The 24,955-nt window shown below is 68.7% G+C and carries 18 protein-coding genes; 3 read left to right on the top strand and 15 right to left on the bottom strand.

Annotation, left to right across the window (positions count from 1 at the left end; translation table 11 throughout):
- Nucleotides 1-9 precede the first annotated feature (9 nt).
- On the top strand, nt 10-504 hold the full coding sequence (locus QHF84_RS20060; protein WP_281314946.1) for a hypothetical protein: 495 nt from the start codon (nt 10-12) through the stop codon (nt 502-504).
- A 29-nt stretch (nt 505-533) separates the two neighbouring features.
- Here the strand turns inward: QHF84_RS20060 and QHF84_RS20055 are convergent, their stop codons facing one another.
- On the bottom strand, nt 534-2,027 hold the full coding sequence (locus tag QHF84_RS20055; RefSeq protein ID WP_281314945.1) for a peptidoglycan-binding protein: 1,494 nt from the start codon (nt 2,025-2,027) through the stop codon (nt 534-536).
- A 264-nt stretch (nt 2,028-2,291) separates the two neighbouring features.
- Between QHF84_RS20055 and QHF84_RS20050 the strand changes: the two genes are divergently transcribed.
- On the top strand, nt 2,292-3,896 hold the full coding sequence (locus QHF84_RS20050; RefSeq protein ID WP_281314944.1) for a M15 family metallopeptidase: 1,605 nt from the start codon (nt 2,292-2,294) through the stop codon (nt 3,894-3,896).
- 21 nt (nt 3,897-3,917) lie between these two features.
- On the opposite strand, the gene QHF84_RS20045 is transcribed toward QHF84_RS20050, so the two are convergent.
- The 13 genes from QHF84_RS20045 to QHF84_RS19985 all read right to left on the bottom strand — a co-directional run bounded on the left by QHF84_RS20045 (nt 3,918) and on the right by QHF84_RS19985 (nt 20,675).
- The gene (locus QHF84_RS20045) at nt 3,918-5,276 is read right to left on the bottom strand and encodes a hypothetical protein (RefSeq protein WP_281314943.1); all 1,359 of its coding nucleotides are present in this window, start codon (nt 5,274-5,276) and stop codon (nt 3,918-3,920) included.
- The gene (locus tag QHF84_RS20040; protein WP_281314942.1) at nt 5,273-10,438 is read right to left on the bottom strand and encodes a peptidoglycan-binding protein; all 5,166 of its coding nucleotides are present in this window, start codon (nt 10,436-10,438) and stop codon (nt 5,273-5,275) included. The genes QHF84_RS20045 and QHF84_RS20040 overlap by 4 nt, the downstream gene beginning before the upstream one ends.
- Complete coding sequence (locus tag QHF84_RS20035) at nt 10,435-12,474, bottom strand: CHAT domain-containing protein (protein ID WP_281314941.1); 2,040 nt, start codon at nt 12,472-12,474, stop codon at nt 10,435-10,437. Before QHF84_RS20035 ends, QHF84_RS20040 begins: the two co-directional genes overlap by 4 nt.
- A gap of 86 nt (nt 12,475-12,560) precedes the next feature.
- Nucleotides 12,561-12,788 (bottom strand): hypothetical protein, encoded by a 228-nt coding sequence (locus tag QHF84_RS20030; RefSeq protein WP_281314940.1) that lies wholly within the window; start codon nt 12,786-12,788, stop codon nt 12,561-12,563.
- A 26-nt stretch (nt 12,789-12,814) separates the two neighbouring features.
- Complete coding sequence (locus QHF84_RS20025; protein ID WP_281314939.1) at nt 12,815-14,269, bottom strand: S8 family serine peptidase; 1,455 nt, start codon at nt 14,267-14,269, stop codon at nt 12,815-12,817.
- An 89-nt stretch (nt 14,270-14,358) separates the two neighbouring features.
- Entirely contained in the window at nt 14,359-14,832 is a 474-nt protein-coding gene (locus QHF84_RS20020; protein ID WP_281314938.1) for a hypothetical protein, read from the bottom strand.
- Nucleotides 14,829-16,190, bottom strand: coding sequence for a hypothetical protein (locus tag QHF84_RS20015; RefSeq protein ID WP_281314937.1), 1,362 nt, complete (start codon nt 16,188-16,190; stop codon nt 14,829-14,831). The genes QHF84_RS20020 and QHF84_RS20015 overlap by 4 nt, the downstream gene beginning before the upstream one ends.
- Before the next feature lie 2 nt (nt 16,191-16,192).
- Entirely contained in the window at nt 16,193-17,230 is a 1,038-nt protein-coding gene (locus QHF84_RS20010) for a hypothetical protein (protein ID WP_281314936.1), read from the bottom strand.
- Nucleotides 17,231-17,278: 48 nt separating this feature from the next.
- On the bottom strand, nt 17,279-17,938 hold the full coding sequence (locus QHF84_RS20005) for a hypothetical protein (RefSeq protein WP_281314935.1): 660 nt from the start codon (nt 17,936-17,938) through the stop codon (nt 17,279-17,281).
- Nucleotides 17,939-17,952: 14 nt separating this feature from the next.
- Entirely contained in the window at nt 17,953-18,354 is a 402-nt protein-coding gene (locus QHF84_RS20000; protein ID WP_281314934.1) for a hypothetical protein, read from the bottom strand.
- 167 nt (nt 18,355-18,521) lie between these two features.
- Nucleotides 18,522-19,292, bottom strand: coding sequence for a LamG domain-containing protein (locus QHF84_RS19995; RefSeq protein WP_281314933.1), 771 nt, complete (start codon nt 19,290-19,292; stop codon nt 18,522-18,524).
- Between the two features lie 185 nt (nt 19,293-19,477).
- The gene (locus QHF84_RS19990) at nt 19,478-19,888 is read right to left on the bottom strand and encodes a hypothetical protein (protein ID WP_281314932.1); all 411 of its coding nucleotides are present in this window, start codon (nt 19,886-19,888) and stop codon (nt 19,478-19,480) included.
- A gap of 151 nt (nt 19,889-20,039) precedes the next feature.
- On the bottom strand, nt 20,040-20,675 hold the full coding sequence (locus QHF84_RS19985; RefSeq protein ID WP_281314931.1) for a hypothetical protein: 636 nt from the start codon (nt 20,673-20,675) through the stop codon (nt 20,040-20,042).
- A 91-nt stretch (nt 20,676-20,766) separates the two neighbouring features.
- Here QHF84_RS19985 and QHF84_RS19980 point away from each other — a divergent pair, with 91 nt between their 5' ends.
- Nucleotides 20,767-23,934: a serine/threonine-protein kinase gene (locus tag QHF84_RS19980; protein WP_281314930.1), complete on the top strand. Its 3,168-nt coding sequence runs from the start codon at nt 20,767-20,769 to the stop codon at nt 23,932-23,934.
- A gap of 15 nt (nt 23,935-23,949) precedes the next feature.
- On the opposite strand, the gene QHF84_RS19975 is transcribed toward QHF84_RS19980, so the two are convergent.
- Nucleotides 23,950-24,924 carry a hypothetical protein gene (locus tag QHF84_RS19975; RefSeq protein ID WP_281314929.1) on the bottom strand — a complete coding sequence of 325 codons (975 nt, stop codon included), beginning with the start codon at nt 24,922-24,924 and terminating at the stop codon, nt 23,950-23,952.
- Nucleotides 24,925-24,955: the final 31 nt, after the last annotated feature.

Genomic DNA, 24,955 nt, shown 5'->3' with positions numbered 1-24,955 from the left:
TCGATCGACATGGATGACGAACGTCTCGAAGCAGCGCTCTCCGCCCTCCAGAAGCGGGAGGACTTCTTTCTGGAGGATCCGAGCGGCGTACCCGACGAGGATTTCTCCGCGTACCGCGACGAGCTCCTCGCCGAGACGCCTGCGCTCGCGAAGCAGACCGCGTATCTCGCGTTTTTGCGGCGGACCGGCGGCGTGAACCTCGAGAACGACGAGCTCTCGCTCGGCCTCTACGGGTTCTCCGGGGAGCTCGTCCCCTCGGTGACCGACGAAGGCCCCTTCGTCGACCAGGAGCGTTACTTTCAGTTCGGGGAGGTCCTGTATTCCGGTCCGCCGGAGGAGCGCTACGTGTTCGCCCTGGATCTCCAGAGCGACAGCCAGGCCGTCTGGGTCTCGCCCTTCGAAAGCTCGGCGTACGTCCCGTGCTGCGGTTCGATCGTCGATCTGCTCGAGGCATTCGCCGCGGGGCGGCGCCCCGGGAAGGACAAACCGACGCCCGCGGGTTGAGCCTCGCGGGCGTCACGCTCGCCGCGCGTTCAGCCGCCCAGATCCCGGCGCAAGAACTCCTGGTACAGGCTCCGCATCGCCCGCGCGTACCGGTCGGCGTGCGCGGTGTAATAGCCAAGCCGCGACAGCTCGAACGCCGCGCCCTCGGCGTCTCCCGCGTCGAAGAACGGGAGCACCGCGGCATATCGCTTCGAGATCACCTTCCAGTAATCGGCCGCCCCCGCGATCGCGTCTGCGTGCGCCCGGAACCGCATGTCGATCTCTTTCCACACGTCCGGATTCCGGCTCACCCGCTCCGCCACGCGGATCACGTAATACGCGCCCGGCCACGATCCGAAGGCCGTGATGTTGCCGAGGTTGTTGTTCCAGACCGCCCCGCCGCGCCCGTTCTCCAGCGCCACCTGCGCCCACGCGCACGCAAGACGATTGCGGCTCGGCGACGCGTCGAGCGCGAGGTGATGACCCTGCTCCAGCACGGAGGCGAGCTCCTCCTCGCCGAGCGACGTCGCCACCTTCGGCACCTCGCCCGTCTTCGGCGCCTCGCCCGCGCCCATGGCCATGTTCCACGTGAGCGGACCGACGATCCCGTCGTCCGTGAGCCCATGGTCCCGCTGCCAGCGCTTCGTGACGGCCTGTGTTTCCGGGCCGAAGATGCCGTCCGGATCCACGCCGACGATGTTTTGCCAGGTCACGACCTCCGGGCCGCTCGATCCCAGGCGCAGGAGGTGCTGCAGCGGCGGACGCGTCGGCGCGGAGGTGGCGCGCGAGCGCTCGGCCACGTCGAGCGCCTCGGCGCCGAAGAGGACGGGCACGTCGCTCGCCGCGAGCGCCGTCGGCCCGGGTTTCTTGCCGTCGAGCTCGTCGAGGTGCGGGCGGACGTAGCGCGCCAGCAGATCCGGAAGGGCCTTGCGCTGCTGGAGGATGTGCGCCTGCGCGTCGATGCTCTTGCTCTGGTACGAGCAGACGCGGAGCTTGCCGTCGGCGACCTCGACCGGCGCGTCCACGGGCCCCGCCGCGTCGAGCGGAAACCCGGTCGCCTTGCGCAGGACCGTGACGGTCGCGAGGAACGGCGTCTCCTGCCCGCTCAAGTGCTCGACGTAGGTCTGGAGGGTGTGCGTCGCGATGGCGAGGATCTCGCCGCGGCGGGCGCGGTCGAACTGCTTTTGCCAGACGTCGATCTGCCAGGTGGCGGGCGGCTTCGAGGCGTGCGTGCCGTCGACGAGCAAGAGGGCCGCGAGGGCGTCGAGCGACTTGCTCCCCTCGAGCAGCCGCGCGCGAACGCCGCTGCAGCCGAGCGAATAACCGACGAGGCAGAGGCGCCCGAGGCGCTCGAAGCGCGCGAGGCCCCGGGCCTGGGCCACCGCGTCGTCGAGGCTCTGCGTGGGTTTGCCCTGCACGTACGCCACGATGCACGGCCCCGGACCGAGCACACGACGTAACTCGGCGTCGAGGTGCTGGCCCACGAGGTAGAAGATGAAGAGCGTGCGGGGGTCACCGGATCCAGGCTGAACGAGGCGCATCATGGCGGGGGCTCCTTGTGGACGAGCGTCAGTATCGTCGAAATGAGGCTTCCTGGGCATGCACCCTGCGTGCCCTCTGCGCCTCGTCGGACGCCTGCCCATCTGCCATGACGCCGGCGCATCCGGTGCATTCGCGAAGTGCAAAGGTTGCGCCGGAGACGCGGCCTCGCGCCTCGCCGCGCCCGTTATTCTGGCGAGCGTCGAGCCTCGCCGTCCTGGCACACCTCGTGAAAAGCACCGAGGGCCTTCGACGATTGGAGACATGGAATGATCACTCGCGTGCTGCAACGAGGCTTGCGTGGCGACGACGTCGCCGGATGGCAGTTGTTCCTCATCGGGCAAAAGTTCGATCCGGGTATCGCCGACGGCATCTTCGGCGCCGACACGCTGGCCGCGACGGTGGCATTCCAATCGGCCCATCACCTCGAAGCCGATGGCAAGGTCGGTCGCAACACCCTCGCCTGTGCGCTCCAGCTCGGCTTCGGCTCCCTGCCCGATCCCGAGGATCTGGAGGAGAAGGGCCCGAACTGGCCCCCGCGCCCGGACGATCTGCCGACCATCGGCCTCGCCGAGCGGCAGGCGCTCTTCGGCAAGTTCGAATACGTGGCCGATCCGCATCCGGGGGAGCGTGAGCGCATTCGCGTGCTCGGCTCGTGGGCGAAGGACAACATCGTGACGATCGAGGTCCCGCAGCTCGTCGGCAAGAAGGGCGCGGCTCCGAAGGGGCAGGTGACCTGCCATCGCCGCGCGGCGGACCAGATCCGCGCCCTGTTCGCGGCCTGGGAGCGCGCGCGCCTGCTCGATCGCGTGCTCACCTGGGACGGCTGCTACAATCCGCGCTTCATTCGCGGCAGTGATACGATCCTGAGCCAGCACGCGTTCGGGTCGGCGTTCGACATCAACGCCGCGCAGAACGGTTATGGGGCGGAGCCGGCGCGCGTGGGCAAGCCCGGCAGCGTGCGCGAGCTCGTCCAGATCGCCAACGAGCTCGGGTTCTTCTGGGGCGGGCATTTCTCGGGTCGGCTCGACGGGATGCATTTCGAGATCGCGCGCCTCGTCGAGGTGGGCGATCCCGTCTCGGTCACGGTCCCGAGCGTGCGCGCGCTCGAGGTGCCCGCCGGCGTCGACAAGACCGGCTCCGAGAGCCTCACGGGATCGGCGTTCTACGAGCGGATCCGCTCGCTCCTGGGACAGCCCCGCGAGGACGCGATCCACGAGGCCATCACGTCCGGCGCGACGCCGGATTTCCTGCAATCGTGGCAGCCGATCCAGCTCTCGGCGGTCGACGCGCAGGGCGCGACGCACACGGGCGTCGTGTACGTGCTGCCGGATTACCTGTGCGTCGGGACCGACGCCGACTTCTTCCGCCTCCCCATGGCGCCGCTCACCGCGCAGCGGATCGCGGACGCCTTCGGCTGCATCCTGCCGACGACGAAGCTCGTCAATCGGATCCACGCGCAGGCCGCGCTGCGCCTCACGCCGCGCTCGCTCCCGGCTTGCCCGGAGATGACGTGCACGCCGTATTTCAAGCGGCACGACGATCTCGTCGAGGCCCAGCGCGCGGGCCGCGGGACCGGCACGCTCGTCGCCGGGCACAAGAAGGACGTGGTGATCACGAACCGCCTGATCTGGCGCGGCCGGAAGGTGGCCATCTACGGCTGGCATTACCCGAATGGAACGGCGATCCAGGATCTGTGCACGGCGCACGACGACACGTACGCGGATTACAGCCACGGGATTCGGCTCGTGAAGGGCACGATGATCGTCGACGGCAAGGAGATGCCCGTGGCGGACGTGCTCCGCGATCCCCGGCTGCACGTGCTGCTGAGCGACGAGGGACCGCTGCGGGTCACGGCCTACAAGCCGACGTAGCGCGGCCTGCAGCGCGCGTGATCAGGGGCCGGCCAGGCGCTCCCACAGCCTGGCCGCCTGCGCCGCGTCGTAGGCGTCGAGATCCCGCATCTCCTCGTCGCTGCGCACGAGATCCGAGCGAACGGCGAGGATCCTCCCGAGCACGGCGTCGTCCCCCTCGTTTTCGTCGTACGATTTCGGGTTTTTTCCATAGGCGAGCCCGGCGGCAGCGAAGAGCGCGCGAACGTCCGCGCTCTGGAGCTGCAGACCGGCGAGGATCTTGCTGGCCTCGCGGCTCGCGTTTTCATGCTGGGTGCTCGAGAATGCGAGCGCGTCGACCAGGCTCTTCTTGCCGAGCTCGGGGAAGGGGGTGCCGACGAGCGCGTCGACGACCGCCGGCAGATCGGCCTCGAAGTCCTTCATGGGGTGCTCGTCGCCGTACGTCTCGCGCCACGCATCGCGGAGGCGCGCGGCGTCCGCGGCGAACCCCATGCGCGCGAGGAGGACGAGGCAGAGGGCCACGCGCAGCGATCGGGTGGGGTAAATGGCGAAAGGCGCGGCCTGCGCCTCCGCCTGGATGAACGTCTTTCCCTGCGCGAGGTAATGCACCATCGCGTCGAGGAACGCGGGGCCGGTGGCGAGGGTGCCCGTGAGATCCCCGAAGATCTCCCCGCACCAGGCGCGATAGGCCTGCCGGCGCTCCAGCGGGATCTTCGCGAAGGCGTCTTCGAGCGAGCTCCCGAGGCGCGCCGAGAGGTTCAGAAAATCCTCGAGGACATGCCCGACCTCGTGCCCGATCAGCAGCGCGTCCGGCAGGTGAGCGACTTCGAACCAGGGCAAGCCGATGACGGGGACCGGCATGCGCGACAGGACGGACTGGAGCTCGGGCGCCCCGATTCCTTCCCGGAACAGCGAGGGCTCGGCCTCGTAGCGTCGATTTCTCGGGAACGTGAGCGGGCTCGACGCGCCGTTCAGGAACACGAGCGGCGGCTCCGCGACGTCCCCGAATGGCACGTGCCCCGCCGCCACGGCGAGATCGCGGACGGGGCGATAGCAGGCCCAGGCGAGCTCGTCGGTGGCGAGGAGAAAGTTGCGGTACCAGGGGACCGTTCGCTGCGCGAGCTTGCTCCGGAAAAATTCCCAGATGCGGTGCATTTCGAGGCTGCGCTGCTGGATCTCGCCGCCCGCCTCCAGCGGATCGGCGCACGCGGTGAGCCGGCCTGCGATCACGTCCCGGAAGCCGACGAGCTGGCCGCGGAGGCGTCGAATCTGCGAATGGTGCGTGGAGAACGGCTCTCCGGGCTCGCTGAGCTTGCACCAAGCGTCGAGCTCCTCGCCGAGGGCCGAGAGCCTGCGCTTGATGTCCTCCCGTTTGCGGTTTGCCAGGGACAACGCCGTCATTTCGCCCCTCCCGAGGTCGCCCTCGTGTCCGGAGCGTGCGTGAAGAGCGCCGTCGCGGCGCGGCCCAACAACCCCGCGAGGTCCGTGTACGCCACGCGCTCGTCGAGCGTCGTGATTTCCCGACAAACCTCGCCCACGGTCTTGCCTGCGCCGAGCGCCTTCGTCATCGTCTCGGCGGCGAGCGGATCGAGCATGGTGGCGAGCACGGCGGGGACGCATTGGAGGTCGAGGAGCGACGCGGCGAATGCATTGCGCATGAAGACGAGGAGGACCGTCTCCTCCACGATGGACGGGCGCGGCACGTCCAACACGATGACGGGGCGCGGGGCTCCGGGGGGGAGTTGATCGAGGACTTCCGAGAGTTCGTACGCTTCGAGCTCGGAGCGGATATCACGCAGGTCACGCGCGCCGCGCTGCCACTCCGCCGCGAAATCGAGCGCCACGCCTCGCTCCGCGTGTGTCGGGAGCAACGCCGCGCCGATGTGCAGGAGGCTCGGAGAGGCGACGCCGAATGCCTCGATGATCTTCTTCGGCTCCGGATCCTCGACGACGACCACCACGAATCCGGCGCGCTCGTAGAGCAACTCCACCTCGACGCCCTTGTCGAGGCTGCGCTGCGCTGCCGTGCTGCGCCCGCGGCTCGGCTTCATCACGAGCGCCAAGGGACGCCGGATGCCCCGCTGCGCGCGCTCCGCCTCGGCGAGCTTCAGGCGCGTCATCACGTCCGCGACGCCGGTCTCCGGGAGACCTTGCGTTCGCTGGAACGACGTCACGGCCGCCGCCGTGGCCGCACCGGCGATCCCGTCCGTATCGACCAGGTTGCCGGTGATGGCCGAGAGGGTGCGCTGGACCCACGCGACCTGGGCGCGCGCCTCGGGCGGCTTCGTGCCCGAGGCCCGGTACAAGCAAGGAACACGATCCCACCTCGAAAGCGGCTGATCGCCGGGCATCCGGGCGAGCTCCCATGGCAGCACGGCGATCACCTCGTCGTCGATCTCCAGGCAGACATTGCTCGGGTGATCCGGAAACGCCTTGAGAAAGGCGAGGGCCGCACCCATTCGCGTGGCTGACTCGGGCCAGCGGTTCGTGAAATAGGGGGCCGCTTTGGACGCGAACGGTGAATGGTAGGGGCGCAACGATTTCAGAATCGATTCCCAGGCGGGATCGCCGTTCGCGGGGATCCGGACGACGACGTTCTCGGGCGACGGGGTCTCGGCTACCTCGCGGGGGATGGCATTGTCGCGGACGACGCCCCCCCGGCGACGCCTTCGCTTCGGGGCCATCACGGTCTCGTCGCTCGGACCGCCCAGCTCGTTGACGAGGGCATCCACGACGTGCATTCGTTCGTCCGCCTCCTGCTCTCTTCCGAGGGCGGATGCAATGTGGGCGCGCAGCAATTCGTGGCGCACGTTCCAGCGCGTGACCGTTCCCTGAAGCGCGGGCTCGGCGTGATCGAGCAGCGGGAGGATCTTGTCGGGCTTCGCCCTCTGATCGACGAGGATCTCGGCGCGCTGGAGGAGGACGGTGGCAAGGAGCAGGGGATGGTCGACGAACTCGCGCTCGAAATCCCGCCGCATCTCGTCGAGCCTATCGGGGGCGACGCCGAGCCGTGCCCCGATGCGAACGAGATCGACGACCGGGAACGACGTGATTTCGAGGTTGTTCCGCGCGAGGTCCGCCGCCTGCTCCAGCAGGCCATGGGCCGTGGGCCCGCGGCCCATCACGGCATAAAGCTCGGCTGCGGCGAGCCCCGCCATCATGGCCTCCGTCTTCTTCAAGCCGCGGGGGATCACGGGAGGGATGGCCTTCGAGATGGTCCCGAGGATCCATTCAGGGAGCTTCGATCGTGGCGTGCTCCGCAAGAGGGGCGCAAGCAGGGCGAGCCGCGCCGTCACCGAGGGGACACGCGCGAGCGCATCGCGGATGAGGCGCCAGGCATCGTCCGGCTGGTCGGCCGAGAGCATCACGAATGCGATCCGGAGAAGCTGCCGGGGCGGCAAGGACTCGATGTGCAAGAGCCACCTGAGCGTGGTTCGCGCCTCGTCACCCTCGCCCTTCGCGAGGAGGACCTTGGCGCTCGCGAGGCCCCGGAGCACGCCGAACTCGCTCTCGGACGCGACTTCGTCACGCTCGGCCTCCTGCAGGAATCGTGTGGCGCGCCGGATGTCACCGCATTCGAGGGCGAGGTCGATGCAAGGAAGGAGGCAACGCAGCGCCGCCTCCCGCGCGCCGAGCTCGATCCAGTATTTGCGTGCCTCCTGGAACTGCGGGTAGGCGCGATGGATGTCGAGGAGGTCCGCGAGCGCGCGACCGTTCGCCTCGGCCTCGTCCGCGAGCGTCGCCAGGGACGACAGCAGCGCCTGGGAGGCGGTCACCGGGACCAGCGCCGCGCGTGGGTTTCTCATGCCGAGGTGAGCGCGGGAATGCAAGGCGCGCGCTCGAGCCTCCTGCCATCCGATGTACCGTTGCGCCGATTCGGCACGCCCATCCGCGATCAACGCCTCCGCGAGCGCGTCGAACCCGCGCGCCATTCCAGCGATGTTCGTGGAAGGCACGGTCGCGACCAGCGGCTTCGTCAGGCCCCGGACCGCCGCATGAGGCACGTCCCATGCGAGGAGCTCCCGCGCGAGACGCACGCGCAGCGGCAGGCCATGCTCCTCCGGCAGCCGGAGCGCTTCGGCGAGCTCGACGGCCTTGCGGAAATGGTTCTGCGCCGTCTTCTGCGCGCAGGCGGCGCGCGCCTCTCCGAGAGCATACTCGATCGCGACGCGCAGCGCGCCGTCGTCGGATGCCGGCGCATTCGCGAGGACCTCGATCGCGCGGGCCGCGTCCCCGGCGAAGAGCAGGAGCGATCCCTCGAGCCACGCGTCCTCGGCGCCATGCGTCTCGCCGAACGAATACGTCGATGCGAGGAGGCCACGCGCCGTCGCCGCGCGCCTGGCCTCCTCCCAGAGCGCCGCCTGCTTCTTCCACGGCGGCCTGTCGAGCTCCGGCCAGTTCGCCATCCAGTCGTCAGGCGCTGGCGACCAGGCGAGATCGAGGGCCGTCCGGGCAATCACGCGATACACCCGACAAACCCGGGCCGGCTCCGCGAGAGGTTTGCCATCGGCCCCGACCCGGGGCGCGCCCTTTTCGTCGAGGAAGGCTTTGCGCACCGGCTCGAGCACGAGCCGCGCGAGCGCGAGGCGGCGCTCCGTTCGGTCGTCACGCGGCGCCGCGTCGAACCAATCGAGGATCTTCGCCCCGTCGACCTCGAATCGGTGCTGCACGGCCCGGGACATCCACGATTCCCATGCGCCCGGTTCGGCCGCGGCGCGGCGCTCGAAATAGGCCGCCGCGTCCCGGTGCAGCGCGACGCACACCTCCTGCTTGCGCAGGAGATCGAGCATCGGCCGCCGCACCTCCGGATGAAACCACACCGTGTCGTTCGCCTCGCGGCTGACCCACGAGACCGAGCTCGCATATTGAAGGAGCTCGCTCCACAACGCGTCGAGATCGATGGTCGCCCCTCCGTCGAGGAGCCCCGTCGGAAACACATTCTCGCGCCCGCGAATCGTCTCGAGCCCCCGGCGCGGATCGTCGCCCGAGCCGCCGGCCAGCGCTCGCTTCAGGTGCTCGCACATCACCTCGACGAGGAACGTACGATCCAGCGGCTCGGGGATGACGCCATAACGAAGCACCCAGCGGAGCAGGGGATTCGGGAGCCGCTCGACGACGCGTTCGATGAGATAGAGGAGATCCGCGGAGGGATAACTGTCGATCGTCTCGGCGGTGATCGGCTCGCCCGCCCGCAGCAAATCGCAGAGGAGCGCGAGCTTGAACGGGATCCCCTCGGCTTTGCGGATGACGGCGTCGATCACGTCCTTGCCGAACTCGGCCTCGGAGACGTCCCGCTTCTCGACGAGATAACGCCGCGCCTCTTCGTTCGAGAAAGGCTCGACGACGACGGGCGCGAGCGCGTCGCCGAACCGCTCGGCAAAGCGCTCGTCCGCAAGCTTCTCCCGCAGATCGTATCGCCCCGACAGGATCAGCCGAACGCCCGCGTATTCGTCGTGGATCCGCGCGACGGCCTCGATGAGGTGGGGGAGCGTCTCGCGATCGTAGAGAATGGACTCCTCCGTCGTGTCGAGCACGAGCAGGACCACGCCCGGATTCGATCCACGGAGCGCCGCGCCGATCTCGTGCGGTAGGTCCGCACTCCCGGGGTTCGTCGCCGTCGATCCGAGCCGCTCGCGCGCAGCGAACCGCGCGAGGATCTCGCGGAACGCGCGCCCGCCGATCTGATCGTCGAGCTGGGTCACGAGCGTCACGAGGAGCCGCGCGGGCTCGCGGGCGGCGTGCGTCCGCTCGACGAAATCGAAATCGACCTTGGCGCAGGGGATGCGCTCGGGCACGGCGCGGCGCGCGATGAGCCACCGCAGGAATGCGGTTTTTCCCATGCCCCCTTTGGCGACGATCTGATGGATCCACGGCTCCGTCCGATCCCCCGCCTTCGCGCCGTCGAGCACCCGATCGGCGTGCGCGTCGAGCGCCTTCCGTTCGAGGTACGATACCGAGCGATAATACTCGTCGGCCCACCGCAGCCGGGCCCGGTGGTGGGAGCGGAGCGCAGTCACGCGTTTTTCGAGCTCGTCCGGAAGCGGAAGCAGCTCCTCGGCCGACACGGCGTCGAGCACGTCCCCGCAGCGCACGAGATCGAAGCGCGCGTCGGCCACCGAGAAGAGCTCCTCGACGCGCCTCCCGGCGGCCCCCGGATCGAATGCCGCGGTATGGTACAGCTCCTCGAGCGTGGCCGCCGGCTCCGCGCGCCCCCGGTAATGCTGGGCCAGCGCGTCGTGCCAGCCGGCCCACGCCTGCTTGGCCTCCTCGCGCAGCCGCGAAAAACGCAATCGTCGTATCGACGGTCGCACCCGGAACGCCCCGTCACGGCGTCCGTCGCGCTCGAGAAACGCCTGTCGTTCGAGGTCCTCGAAGCTCGCGGCCCCTTCGAGGACGCGCGACCCGAGGACCTCCTCGTAGACCGCTCGATCGATCGAGCGGACGAGAACACATGCGTCGATGATTCGCCTTTCCTCGGGCGAGAGAACCGATAAGAGGAGCTCCTCGGGGCTCGTGCCCTTTTTGAGGCGCTCGACGATGTCCGGTATCGATGCGCCGTTCACGAGTTCCCTCCCGGCGGGGCGCCGGCACCGGCCATGACGCACACCTTGTGGACGTCCCTGAGCTGCTCCGGGCCGAAAGGCTTTACCCACACCTTGACCAGCGTCTCGAAGAGCTGCTTGCTCGCCGGGTTTTCCCACACGCGACCGCCATATTCGCGCAAGAGCTCGCCGAACTGGTCCGACGGCCAGATCGACAGATCGATCGAGCGCTGGGGCAGGCTATCGAGGTCCATCCTGCGGTATTCGTCCTCCGTCACGACGAGGAGGAGCCGGAGCCCGGGGATCTTGTTCTGGGCGATCACGTTGAAGAGGCGAGGCCGCAAGTAATCGAGCGCGGGGCTGTCCTTGATCGCGTCGAACTGATCGAGGGCGAGGACCGTCGGCGTGCTCGTGGTCGCGCGGGCGAGCGCGTCGCAGAAGGAATCGAAGAGCCGCTGGATCAGATCCTCCTGCTTGGCCCGCGAGGTGTCGTGCTCGAGGCCGGCGTCGGCCACCACGGACGCCGGGTCCTCGTCCGGGGGGACCTTGCCCTGCAGCAATTCGTTCAGATCACGATTGAACCTGGAGAACGCCTTTGGCTCGTCCGCGAACGCGCAGCGCAGGATCGACGCGGCTCCGCGTTCGCCGTCGCGGATGAACCGCAGGACCGCGACGATGTCGCGCCTCGCGTCCGCGCGATTCCAATCGAGATACGCGCCGCGCACGCCCCGCCGCTCGGCGTGCTCGAGCATCCAGTGCGCGAGCCTGGTTTTTCCTATTCTCGCCGGCCCCTTGAGGACGAAGACCGGCGGGAGCGCGGGGCCCTTGTTCGGTTGCTGCCCGAGGTCGTCGTTCGTCACGGAAGGGGCGCGCGGGTCCTCCCCGTCGAGGCAGAGTCGCAGGAATCGACGCTCGTCGCGCCGGTTGACGAACGGCTCTTTCGGGGCGAACTCCGGGACGCGCGCTTGGATCTGCACATACCGTGGCGCGGGGGCGAACGATATCGGCAGCGTGCGCTCCGGCCGCACCCGGAGCGCGAGGACCGGCAGCGCCCACGCCGCGCGTTGATCGAGCTGCTTCACCTTGGAGCGCGCGCGCGCCACGATCTCCGGGAGCGAGCGCGTCGCGCCGCCTCCGTCGGCGAGGGCCCCGTACAGCGCCTCGGCGAACTTGGCGGCCGACTTTCCGGGCACCTTTCCCTGCATCCCGACCGCCGCGCCGCTGCCCGCGTCGAGGAACGCCCGCGCCACGCTGAAGCCCCCGTTGCCCATGCTGGCCGAGCCGCATGCATTGATCACCGCGACGATCGGGGCCTTTCCGCCGCGGAACGTCTCGGCGATGTCGTCGTCGTTCCAGGCCCACTTCTGCTTGCCCTCCGGGATTTCCACGGCGAGATGGGCCTTCATGCCGTCGACCGCGGCCCGACCGTGGCCGATGAAGTGAAAGACATGCGGGCGGATCTTCTCGTATTCGTCGAGGATTCGCTCCTTCGACGGCCGGTGCAGCACGACGTACTCGGCCGCGTGCCCCATGTTGCGGAGCGCCGATTGTACGGCATCGAGCTCCTCCTCGTATGCGATCTGGGACCCCGGGCCGCAGCCGACGACGATCATGACCTTGAGCGGCCAGGCGCGCTCGACGAACGGGCGCGCGGGAGAGATGGTCCCGCGCGCCCAGATCTGCGTCTGATCCACGAAGAGGAATCGACGACGGTATCGCAGCGCCTCCCACGGCAGCGCCTCGAGCTCGTCCGCGCGGAGGTCCAGGATGAAGCGGCACGGCGTATCCGCTTCGAGGACCGCGGCGACCTTCGGCTCGACGTCGCCGCGACACAGCAGGCCGAAGAGCGCTTCCCCCGTCTTCTCGTCCGCCGTCTCGGCGCGCGTGTCGTCGTCGAGGGCAGGCGCGTTCTTCAGCAGCGCCGCCACGTCGGCCGCGGGGACGTCGGCCTTGGCCGACGGCGCGTCGGGCCACGCATTCCCGTCGTCGTCCCCCTCGAGCAGGGACAAGGTGTACCCCGATGCGGCCGACTCGAAGCGAAGGATCACTGTGTGCATGGCGCGACGCCTGTCCCGGGCACGAACGAGCAGGATCGTCCGCTTATCATGGTCGAACGCGTCGTCGCAAGGAACTCACGGCGCCGCTACCAGAGCGTCATGGGAGAGACGGGCGAGATGCCGAGGACGTCGGCCGTGAGCGCGAGGCTGCGATCGAGATCGGCGGGCCCGAGGACCACGTAGACCTTTTCGTCCTCGCCGAGCGGAATCGGTGGCTCCGAGCGATCGACGGTTGCGTTGGGCGACAAGGCAGCCTGGAGCTCCTCGGCCGTGACGTGCGCGCGCGTCGTGACCAGCCATTTCGTCGGGTTCAATGGAGCCACCCCTCCCTCTGCCTGCGTCAGTACTTGTCGCCGATCAGGTTCGCCCGCAAGGGGAACACGGCGCCGGCGGTGCCTCCCACGACGCGCTGCAGGTGCGCGTATGCCGCCGCCGCGTTGATGACGCCGTAGCCGGTCTCGTGGTCGTACCCCGGCTTGCCCAGGTCGACGGCCGTCCGCACCAGCGCGGATTTGATGTCGTCCGGCGTCGCCCCTGGAAATGCGCTGAGCAAAAGGGCGACCACGCCCGCGACGACCGGCGTCGCGGCCGACGTGCCGTTGTCGTAGGGCATCGCCAGGCCCCCCGGGCGGCCCGGCCCGAAATTCCCGAAGAAATGCGTATACCCGGCGACGTCCGGTTTGTCGCAATAGAACCCCGTTGCCTCCAGGGCGGGGCCTTGCGACGAGTAGGCGACGCGCTCGTGCCGCGCGTTCACCGCCGCGACGGTGATCACCTCGCGCAGCGCGGCCGGGCCGTGGATCGAACAGCCGGGGCCGATGGAGCTCTTCTCGCAATTGCCGGCCGGGCAAGGCTGTCCGCAGTTGCCGGCGGCGAAGAGCACGACGACGCCCGACGAGATGACCTCGCGCACCTTGCGGTGGATGGGATGGTTGATGTCCCAGACCTCGTGCCGCGGCTGCTGGGCGCGCGTCGGGATTCCATAATAACCGTAGCTGTTGTTCGTGAGGTGAGGGGTCCCGTCGAGCCTGCGCTGCTCGAGGACGGCCTGGAACATCTTGAGCGCGCCGAGCGAGTCGGGCACGCCGAGGAACGGGTAGTCGTAGATGCGCGCCGCGGGCGCCGCGACGAGCACGTCGGCCGCGCACATCGAGCCGTGGCTCGTGATCTTCGCCTTGCCGGGGCGCTTCGGCCAGTCGGGGCGGTCGTATCCGCCGACCACGGGATACTCGCTGCCGTTCACGCCCTCGTCGATGATGCCGACGACGATGTTCTGTCCCCGGAACCCATCGCCCCAGACGCGATCGACGCCGAGGAGCTTGCGGATTGCGCGGATGGACACGCCCGCGCGGTAGGGCTCGACCTCGACGGTGCCGGACGAGCGCGCGAGATCCAGGATGGCGCCCATGTCCGTGTCACCCGGGTCGAATGCGGAGATGGCGTCCCGATCCCGGTCCTGGTTGATGAGCGTCAACGCTGAATTCGGCCACACGGTGTAGCCGTCCATCGCCGCGATCTCCGCGAGCCTCGCCTCCGGCACCTCCGCCGGCACGACGACCGTCGACGCGCCCGCGTCGAAGCTCGACGCGGCGCCCGCCATGGCGCTGAAGCCGCGCACGGCGAGCTCGTCGAACATCGGGATCGGAGCGATGTTCTCCACGTCGATCCCGAAGCCGGCGAGGCCCGCGAGCGCGTTCTCCCCGGCGGACTGCGGCGCGCCCGCGGCCGCCGAGTGGAAGGCGAAGCCGCGAACCGTCGGCTGCGCGACCTCGATCAAGACACGTACCTTGCTCATGACGCTCTCCCTTCGAACCGTTTGTCCACAAAGAAATGCTCTTCACGTCATTCGAATCGTCGCGATCGACGTCTCTCGGCACCCCTCGATCACGGAGGCGGCTGGTTCACGACCCGCACGAGGTCCGCGAGGCGCGTCTCGATCCACGTCTCCTCGAGCGCCTGCCTTCGGACATCCTCCTCGCCGATGAGCTTCAGCCTCCACGCGAGGTTTTGCGCGCGCGTCGCGACGTCGAGCCGCCCTGCGGCCTCCGCCGCCGCGTAGATCGTCGCGAGCCGCTCCCGCCATTGAAGGACGCGGGCCGCGAAGCAAGTCGTATACCGCTCCTGCGGCAAGAAGCTCGGCTCGGCGAGCACGCTCGTGATGTTCTTGGCGAGCGGCTCCACCATGGCGTTCAGGCTCCCCTGCTGAGGACCGAGGTCCGCGCAGCTCGGGGCAGGGCAGTCGTTCGGGCAAGCCTGCACAGGCCCCCCGCATTTCGGAGGCTTGCACGGCTCGTGACAACAAGCCGCGGCGAGCAGGGCGAAGAGGAGCGAAACGCTCGCGCGGGTCCACCTGTTCATCGTCGTGCCTCCGACCACCCTTCGAGGGCCGTGATCATGCGGAACAAGTAATCGACGGCGGCGTCGCTCATGGGCGCGTCGGGATCCTCGACGTCGTCGTATTCGCTCCGGATTTCGAGGAGCTCGACCGCCGGGGCGTCCTCTCCCGAGACCCGCGCGTCGATGCCGAGGAGGACATGGCGGAGCCTCCCCTCGAACGGCGCGACGAGGAAGGCCGCGTCGGTGTCGATCTCCCCGTTCTGCTCCGTCCGAAAAAACACGATGTCGGCCTCTGCCTGGTCGAGAAAAACACCAAAGGTGCGCGCCGAGGAGAAACCGATTCGACGCGCCGTCGCGTCGTCGATCTGCTCGCGCAGCGCCTCCACGAAGGCCGCGTGGCGCGCCCCTCCGACGAGAAAATCCGGCGGCGCGAGGGTGAAGCGCAGGCGAGGCGAAGGCTCCGTGTCCTCGAGCCGCGCGACGAACGCGAGCCCGCTCTTCGGCTCGTTCACGGCCGCGAGGTGCCCGTCCGGGCCCATTTGCAGGTTGCCCTCCGCCTCGAACTCGGCGACCCGATAGCCGGGGACGAGCCCCCGGAGCCACGGCGGATCGGCGGGCGAGGGCAGGGCCCCGGTCGCGAGGAGATCCGACGTCTGCACGTACGCGTCCGCGAGGTTCGAAAGGAAGCGGAACAGCACGGAGCGCTTCGCCTTCTCCTGCCAGTCGTCGAGCTGCTCGTCGGGGCCGGCGCTCGGATCGCTCCTCGCCCACGATTTCAACGCCGCGAGGAGCGCGAGGAACGGCGCGGCCTCCCACCCCTCGGCCTCCCGTCTCACCCAGCGCCAGAAGCCCTTCTGGCCATACATCACGTCCGCCGCGTGTATGAGCCCGCCTCCGTTCTCCGGGTTCTGGACGAAGAGCCTCTCCTCGCCGTTCGGCCCGACACGCAGGAGGATCGATTTCTTCTTGTCCAGCTCGAACGACGAACCGAACTGCGGCACGTCGAGCTCCAGGTCTTCGATCGAATCGACGACGATCCGCGTGCGCGAAATCCGATATTGCAGCGTGGCCCCGGCGCTCGTCTCACGCGGGACGGTCGGGTCGACCGCGTCGAGGCGCACGCGGACCTTGGCGCGCGCGAGCACGCCCTCCTTGGGACGGCCTTTCCAGACGAGGAAGACCTCCTCTTGCCTCTGGACGAGGTGCATCTCCCACGAGAGCCGGGCCGTGCGCAGCACGAGCAGTTCGCGCCGCGCGGCGGCAGGGACGGGCGGCGGCGCCGAGAGCCGAACGAGGCCTCTCCCCGCGTCCGCCACGACCTGCGCGAATCCCGAAACGGCCGTGTGCAGGTCGGCAAGTCGAGCCTCGACGCCGGACAAGATCAGGCCTCCTTGCGCGATTGCAGGGCGTGGGCCTGGAGCTTGCCGAGCCGCGCGAGATGACGATGCAGGGTCGCGCTGCGCTTTCGCGACGCGGCATCCGTCGGAAAGCGATGGAGGAGCGTGAGCTCGCCGCGCGCCGGCCCGAGCTGCCAGAGCGCGAGCTCGGGCTTCTTGCCCTCCGTCGCGAGGATCAAGAAGTACGCGGTCCGGTGCTGGTTCGCGAAGATCAGCACGTGATCGCGATGGTCGAGCAGGAGGCGCTTTCGCAGGGAGCGCGTCTCGGCCGCGGTTTTACCCTTGGCGGCGGCCACGGCCGCGAAGATCCCCTCGCGCTCCGCGGGCCCGGCGAGCGGGCGCGCTGCTGGGGCGGAGGCCGCCGCCTCCACGATGTGCAAAGGCACGAGCGCGGGGGCCTCGGCTGCCGTCATGGGGAGCGCCTCGGCTGCCGGCACGGTAAGCGCCTCGGCCACCATGGGTTTCGGCCCCTCGGGCGTCACGGCAGACGCGACGCCGGGGCCATTGCTCTCGCCCCCGGCATCGTCGTTCTCCCTATCGTAATCGGGGGGCGCCGGGACCGCCACGATTTCGAGCTGCACGGACTGCTGATGCAGATCGCGGACCTTCTCCTCCTTCGAATAAAAGACGACGTTCACATTCTTCGAGCCGATGCTCTCGAGGGAGAACTTCATGTCCGCCGTCACCCGGGGAATCCGGTACACGGTCGGCGGCACGTGCTTGGCGTTCTTGTTGTTCTTGAGGTACACGCGGGAGGCTGCGTCGAGGCTCTCCTGCGCCGAGAGCACGGATCTGCCCACCTCCGCGAAGAAGGACGCGAAATCCGCTTCGGTGCGCCGGAGCGAGGGCAGGAGTGCGGCCGCCTCGCCCCGCACATCGTCGAGCTTCCGGAACAGCTGGGCGAGCTTGGCCTCCGTGGAGCTCGCGTCGCCGCACGAGGTGTTCAGCTCTTCCAGGCAGTCCTCCAGTTTGATGAGTTTTTGCCGGAGGTCTTTCCGGAGTTGTGCGATATCGTTGGCCATGGCGGACCTCGGTGCTCCCTCGCGCCGGACGCGAAGACCCTCGCGGCTCTATTTTCCGTCCGTCTTCACGGGCGCAGGCAAGAAACCCGTCATTCGCTCGAACACCTTCGAGGCGCTGTCCTGGATGTCCTTCTCCACCTGGGGGACTCCGGGCAACGCGAGATCGCCTGCGCCCTTGCCGGCCTTGTCCACGCTGTCGAGCAGCGCGCGGAACGCAGCCTGATCCGGGAAGGCCGCCTCGAGCCGCGTCTCGCACCGCGCGGCCGCTCGGTAATCGTAGCCATACGCCGCGCTCATCGACGCGTTGACGGCCACCGCGCCGACGCCCGCCGCCACGCCGAGCCCGGCCGCTCCCTGGAACGACTGCGAGAGATCGAGCCGCACCTCGAGCGTGGTCCGGGTGAACTGATACCGCGCCGGGGCGAGCTTCAGGAGCAGGTCCACGATCTGCGCGCGGTACGCCGCGAGCTGCTCGGCCTCCTTGCTCCCGTCTTCGAGCTTCTTGGCCTGGATGTCCTTCGTGGGGTCCGCCGGATCCTTCGGGACGCCCTGGTAGCCGCCCAGCATGGACTGGGCGAGGACGACGAGGCGCTCGAGGTTCTCGACGTACGCGAGGTCCATCCGCCGCTGCGCCTCGGCGATCCCGAGCCCGAGCGCCGCGATGATGTCGGGGACATGGTGAAGATCGCGAATGAGAGTGCTCGACATGGCTTCTCCTTGATTCAATCCTTGTTCGACTGCGGAAAACGCTGGGGACCTGCGGGGACCTGCTCGACCTCGATACGAATGACGTCGTCGGTGGAGCGGGAGCTCTGGTACATGCGCTGGTAGGCGAGGTTCAGCGGGCGGGCCTCGAGCGAGACGTGCACCGAGCGCTGGAGGCCCACCCGCACGCGGCATTCCACGTCGAACCCACGAACGCACAGCCGCCGCGGCGCGAGGTCGAGGAGGATCTCTGCCAACGCCGGATCCACCGTCCCGGCGCCCTTCGCGACCTCGCGCACGAACGCCTCGTAGCGCGCCTGCGATTGCTGCGTCGCGTGGTCGAGTTTGTCCTGCGCGAGCGCCGCGTCATGCGCGAGCGCGGCGAGGGCATCTCCGAGGGTGGTTCGTTGGTTCGACATGGGCGACCGTCAGGATTCGGAGCACAATTGCAAGCGCTGCGCCAGGACGTCAGCCCTGTCGTTCGGCCTGGGAGTCGGGGAGGGGAGGGGTTCGGCGAGCGCAGGCTTTGCGACGGCACGCACCCCTTGCGTCGCGCGCGGGATCACGTCTGCGCCGCCGGGAGGGCTCAAAGCACGCCGTCGACCACGTCGAGGATCTCGGTATCGTTCAGGGCGCGGTGGAAGATGCGCAGGTCCTCGAAGGACGCCGGGATCGTGTGGTAGTCGGTATAAAACGCCGGGAGGCGCCGACCGATGCGGAGCGACTGGAGCCCGTCGAGGTTCGTCGGCTCCCAGCCTCCCGTGTTGCTCCAGGCGGCGAACAGGCCGTCGATGTAGAGCGAGACCATGCCGCCCTCGCGGACGTAGGCGAGGTGGTGCCATTGCCCGTCGTTCACGGCGAAGGAAGGGTCCGAGACCAGCGAGACGAAGTTCTTGCCCCAGGGGTCCTCGCAGAGCTCGACCCTGATCGTTCCGTCGCCGTTCAGGTACACGGAGATGAAGTTCCCCTTCGCGTCCTTCATCCGGTTGCCGAGGATCTCGCCTTTTTTGCCGCTGCCGCTGAACGTCGTCCGGTACCAATGGGTGATCGTGAAGTCGGTGGTCCCGAAGGCTGCGACTTCGCCGAAATCGACGTAGCCACGGTAGTCGGCGATGCTCGTGGGCACGATCGTGAGCACGTTCGAGTCGAAGGGGCCCGCGGTTCGCGTCGCGTGTTCGCCGAGGATCCCGTCGAAGAGGCCGGCGTCGTCGTACGCGATGGTGCCGTCCTCCTCGTCGAAATACCAGCGATGCGCGTTGGGCGCCGCGACGATCGCCGAGGCGGCGGACGGGAAGGCGAGGAAAGCGAAGGACAGCGCGAGGGACACACGCAGACGCGTGAGGCTTCGAAGCTGCATGAAGGATCTCTCCTGGAAAAATGTCCGAAATGGCCGAGGCAGGGGCGCCGCGGCATCGACCAGGATAGGAGAACTCCCCCCCCGGAGACGAGGGGAACCTGGTCGATGCCGTGCAGGCGGACGCGAAAAGGGCTCCAGAGCGGCGGACGCTCGGAGCCCCATGGTGGCATTGCTGTAGTTTTGCGTCAGGACGAGGGCGGCGGCATCGCGAAGGTCGCCTCGCGCGTGACGTCGTCGCCGGCGCCGACCTTGAACGTGCCGAGGTCGATCTTGTTGCCGACGGCGTCCCCGTTCTCCTTCACGAGCACGATCGACGCGTGGTAGTTGTCCACGGGCAGCTCGATGCTCGATTCGAACTGGTTGCACGGCACCCGGATCTTCGCGACGAACTCCTCCTTTTCGTTGCGGATGTCGATCAGCGCGCCCGTCGCGTTGTACGCCACGCAGTAGTTCGTGGCCCGCTGGTTGCTGATCGTCCACTTCGCGGTGAAATGACCCGTGTCGCGCTCGGCCGTGCCCCCTTCTTCACCCGCGCAGCCGAAGAGCAGCAGGGAGGCAGCGAATGCCGCGGCGTGAACCAGGTAGCGTCGGATCATGAGTCGATCTCCTTTCGCTCGCAGACGAAACGTCAGCAACGGCGGTGCCAGGGAAACAGAAACCGCGCTGCACGCTTTTCGTTCGTCCTGACCGGACGATACGCGCCTGCACGAGCGAGCGCGCCGGGCCGCGCGCCGAGCGGACGCGGCCTCAGGGGGGGGCGAGGGTGTAACAGGTGAAGATGAATTGACCGTTCGCGTCGACGCTGCAGTCGCTGCAAGGCGCACTCACCCCAAAACACGCGCAGTCCGTCGGGTTCGGGTCGAGCTTGCACGCCTCCGGGAGCGGCGCGCACCAGCCGTCGTTGAAGAAGATGTCGTCCAGACACGCCTCCTCGCCCGCTTTGCAGAATCGTTGCTGGCAGGAAAACGTGCCCGGAGGGGTGGCGCAGGCGTCCCGTGTGACGTCGACGCCGGCCGCGCGGGCTGCGCAGTCGTCTGCGTACACCTTCCCATCGCACCCGCACACGGCGCCGGGCATCGGCGTGCACGTCGTCTTGCTCATGCAATGGCCCGGGCCCTGGCAACTGGGCCCGAAGGAGCAAAAATACCCGTCCTTGCAAGGTTGTTCGAACCCGCAAAACGCCCGGGGAGGGCCGACCCAAGGCTCGAAGTCTTCGCCGCCTCCGGCCCCGCCCGTGGACGCCGTCGTCCCGCCTGCCGCGCCTCCTTCGCCATGCACGCCGGGCGCGTTCGTCGCGCTGCATCCCGCGGCGAGCGCGAGGACGACGGCAACGGAGAGGCCCGCGAGGCGCGCGGCGATTCGTGAGACTGCGTTTCCCTGCATGGGCATGGATGTTACCGGCCCCGGAGCGCGTGCTGCAAGGCAGATAGATGACTTGCCTCGGCCTGCGAAGCCGGGCGACAATCCTTCCATTATGGACGAGGCTCCTGGGGACACGCCGCGGGGCATCGCGTTCGACGCGACGATCCCGGTGGATCTCCCCGCGCCGCATCCGCGCCGGCGCGTGCCGCCTTCGCTCGCGGAGCGATACGAGGACATCACGTTCGTCGGGGAAGGCGGGATGGGCACGGTGTACCGAGCGCGGGATCCGCGGCTCGGACGCGCGGTCGCGCTGAAGCTCCTCAAAGGCGACGACCCGGAGCTCTGGCGCCGGTTCATCGGCGAAGCGCGCTCGCAGGCGCGGATCCAGCACGAGCACGTCTGCCGTGTGTACGAGGCTGGTCAGGTCGACGGCGAGCCGTACATCGCGATGCAATTCATCGACGGCGAGCCGCTCTCCAGCGTGGCGCCGACGATCTCGCTGGAGCAGCGGGTGAAGGTGATGCGCGAGGTCTCCGCCGCGGTGCACGAGGCACATCGGCAGGGGCTCGTCCATCGGGACATCAAGCCCGGGAACATCCTCGTGGAGCGGCGGGAGGACGGGTCGCTCAAGCCCTACATCATGGATTTTGGCCTCGCGCGGGAGGTCGAGGAGAAGGGACACACGCAGACGGGGGCCGTGGTGGGGACGCCGGCGTACATGCCGCCGGAGCAGGCGAAAGGGGACGTGCGGGCGCTCGATCGGCGCGCGGACGTGTATTCACTGGGGGCGACGCTGTACGACATCGTCGCGGGGCGGCCGCCGTTCGTCGCGGAGCACCCGTGGAAGCTCCTGATGATGGTGGCCTTCGAGGATCCGCCGCCGCTCGGCAAGGTGACGACGGGCGTGCCCGTGGATCTCGAGACCATCGTGATGAAATGCGTCGAGCGGGATCCGGCGCGTCGATACGACTCGGCGCGGGCGCTCTCCGAGGATTTGCAGCGATATCTCGACGGCGATCCGATCCAGGCGAGGCGCGCGTCGTTCGGCTACGTGGCCTGGAAGAAGGCGCGGAAACACAAGCTCCTGGCGACGTTCGGGGCGATTTTGCTCCTCGGCGGGCTCGGGGTGTCCGGGGCCTGGGTGCGGGCCGGGCGGCGCGCCGCGGAGCGGGAGCGGCTGGCGCAGACGCTTGGCGAGGACGTGAAGGAGATGGAGTTGTTTTTGCGGAGCGCCTACGGAATGCCGCTGCACGACGTGGAGCGGGAGCGGGACGTGGTGCGGGCGCGGCTCGACGAGATCGGGGAGCGGATGAAGGCCGCGGGCGAGGTGGGCGAGGGGCCGGGGCATTACGCGCTCGGGCGCGGGGCGCTCGCGCTCGGGGACGCGGAGGGGGCGCGGGCGCACCTCGAGCGGGCTGTGGGCGCGGGGTATTCGTCGGCGGAGCTGCGTTATGCGCTCGGCCGGGCGTTCGGGGAGCTTTATCGGCGGGCGCTCGCGGATACGCGGCGGATCACGAACGAGGAGGAGCGAAAGCAAAAGGTCGCCGAGATCGAGCGCGCGCTCCGGGATCCGGCGCTCGCGCACCTCCGGGCGGCCGTGGCCGCGAAGGTGGAGGCGCCCGCGTACGCGGAGGGGCTCATCGCGCTCTACGAGGGCAAACTCGAGGAGGCGCTCGCGAAGGGGAAAGAGGCGTTCGAGAAGGCGCCCTGGATGTACGAGGCGAAGAAGCTCGAAGCGGACGCGCTGTATGCGATGGGGAGCAAGTACCGGCACGACGCGGCGTTCGATCACGAGAAGATGAAAGGTCATTTCGAGCCGGCGGCGCAGGCGTATGCGGCGGCGGCGGACCTCGCGCGGAGCGATCCGGAGATGCATCGCGCGGCGTGCGAGCTGTGGGAGAAGATGGCGCTCGCGATGGACGCCGTCGGAAAGCCGCCGGATCGGGAGGTCGGCGTGGCGGAGGCCGCGTGCGCGCGGGCGGTCCTTGCGAGCTCGCGGGACGGGGATACGCGGGTGCAGCGGGCGGCCCTTTTGCATTTTCGGTTCCTCGCGGCCATCCGGAGCGGCGTCGGCGTCGAGGCCGCGGAGGCGGAGGCGCTCCGAGCGGTGGAGGAGGCGGTTCGATTTCGACCGCACGACGTCGCCGCGCTGTATGCGCGGGCGGTGACGGCATACCTCCAGGTGACGGTGCGATCGACGCGCGGCGAGGTCGTGGACGTGGCGGAGGCGGTGCGGGCCTACGAGACGGTGCTCGGGCTCGAGCCCCGATTCACGTGGGCGCTGAACGAGCTCGGGCAGGTGTATCTCATCCAGGCGGAGGTCGATCGGCTCCACGGCAAGGATCCTCGCCCGCTCCTCGCGAGCGCATCGCGACGGTTCGATCAGGCGCTCGCCGCGGATCCGGCCTTCACGTTGCCCGTATTCGGCAACATCCGCGCGAGCCTGCAGAGGCTCCAGTACGAGACCGAGCACGGGCTCGACGCGCAGGAGAGCGTGAGCTCCCTCGAAAGCGCCGTGGCGCTCGCCGAGCAGCGAAAGCTCGGGGGGTTCTTGCCCGCCTATTACGCGGCGAGAGCGTCGCGTTTCCGGGCCGCGCACGAGCTCTCGCTGGGCCGGGATCCACGCGCCACGATCGCCGCGGGCGTGGAGAAGATCCACGCATTCGCGAAGCCGGGCACGGAGACGGGGTTTTTGCTGCAAGAGATCGCCGAGCTCCGGCTCGTCGAGGCCGAGCATCTGCACGCGACGGGCCTCGGGCCGCCCCCGGATCTCCAGGCGCTCCGGGACGCCGTGCGCAAGGCCGCGGAGGCCGACCCCTCGGACATCGATCTCCACGACATCGTGGCCAGGATGGATCTCTTCCGCGCGCTGGCGAAGGCCACGCAGGGCAAGGCCGAGGAGCAGGATTTCGAGGCCGCGGCGGCCTTCCTTCGACCCCTCGTCGAAAAGGTACGGAACGACCCTCGGCCCTACCAGACGCTCTCCAATGTTCACGCCCGGAAAGCGGCCTGGCTCGAAGCGCACGGAAAAACCGCGGAGGCGGAGGTGAGCGCGGGGCTCGGGATGGTGGAGAAGGCCCTCGCGATCCACCCGCGTGATCCGAAGGCCCTCGCGACGAAAGGGGAGCTCTTGCTCGTGCGGGCCAGGGCCGCGCGCGGGGAGGACCGTCGGGCGGCGGCGCGCGCGGCGGGCGAGGCGTTCGCCGAGGCATTGCGGGAAAACCCACGGCTCGCGCAGGCCCGAGGCGAGATGGTGAAGGAGGCGAAGGGAATGGAGTGAGGGGGGCGGGGGCGGTCAGAGGTTCGGATCGGGGCCGGGCGGGATCTGGCAGACCGTGTCGGCCTCTTTCAAGCTGGCGAGGATGTTGTAGTTGAACTGCGTACAGCTCTGCGGGGCCGGGAGGTTGTGGAGCCACCGATAGTTGCAGTATTTCATGTGGTCCGTGCAATTGCCCAGGTAGATGAACCCGCATGCATCCATGGCGTCGCATTGCCGGAGGATGCCGGGGACCCCGGTGGGGCACGACGCCGTCTCGTGGCAGATGTAGGCGTTGAAGGGGGCATCCGTCGCATCGAGCTCGGAGTTCGTCGTGCTGAGCGGGATCGTCGAGTCGAACATGTTGCCCCACGCCCGCGATTCGATGCCCGGATACAGGAGCTTGTCGGCCTCCGTCCGGGTGATCGCAGGATGGTTTCCTTCGAGCATGATCTCGACCTCCTCGCCGAACCGGTTCGTCCGCTGGAGCACGCAGGCCGTGACGAGCTGTTTCTCGACCGTGGTGAGCCCTCGCGTCCTCCAATCCGGGGCGAGGCCGATCTCGCCGGCGTAAACCCGGTACAGGGGAGTGGAGGTGCCAAAGAGGTACAGATAACCGGTGATATGGGCCGGGTCCCGCACGCTGGTGCCCGCCGGCAAGGCGCAGCCGATGAGGATCTCCAGGTACTCGACCCGGGCGCCGGCCATGGGCCCCGTCGCGTCCGGCGCCGGCATGTAAGGCATGGACGTCAGGAGGCCGCTCTGATTGGCGAGCGCCGCGGCGCCGAGGGCCCGCGTGGTGTGCTGGACCCCGTGGTTGTGGAGGACCTGATACCGGAGGTGATTGAGCGTCCCCGGATAACCCGCCGCGCCCTGCACGGCCTCGCCGAGGTTCTCCTCGTCGAGGTCGGCATGGACGTCACCCGCCTCCACGGCGCAGCCCATTCCATAGATGCTCATCGCGACGAGGACGAGGCCGGCTGCGTTTCGAAGGATCGAAGTCGGGTCTTTCATGGCAGGCTCCTTTGGTGACTCGATCGAGATA

This window comes from Polyangium sp. y55x31 (assembly GCF_029946505.1).
Classification (GTDB): Bacteria; Myxococcota_A; Polyangia; order Polyangiales; family Polyangiaceae; genus Polyangium.
Note: the sequence above shows the minus strand (reverse complement) of the source record. Positions and strands in the feature narration are given on the sequence as shown.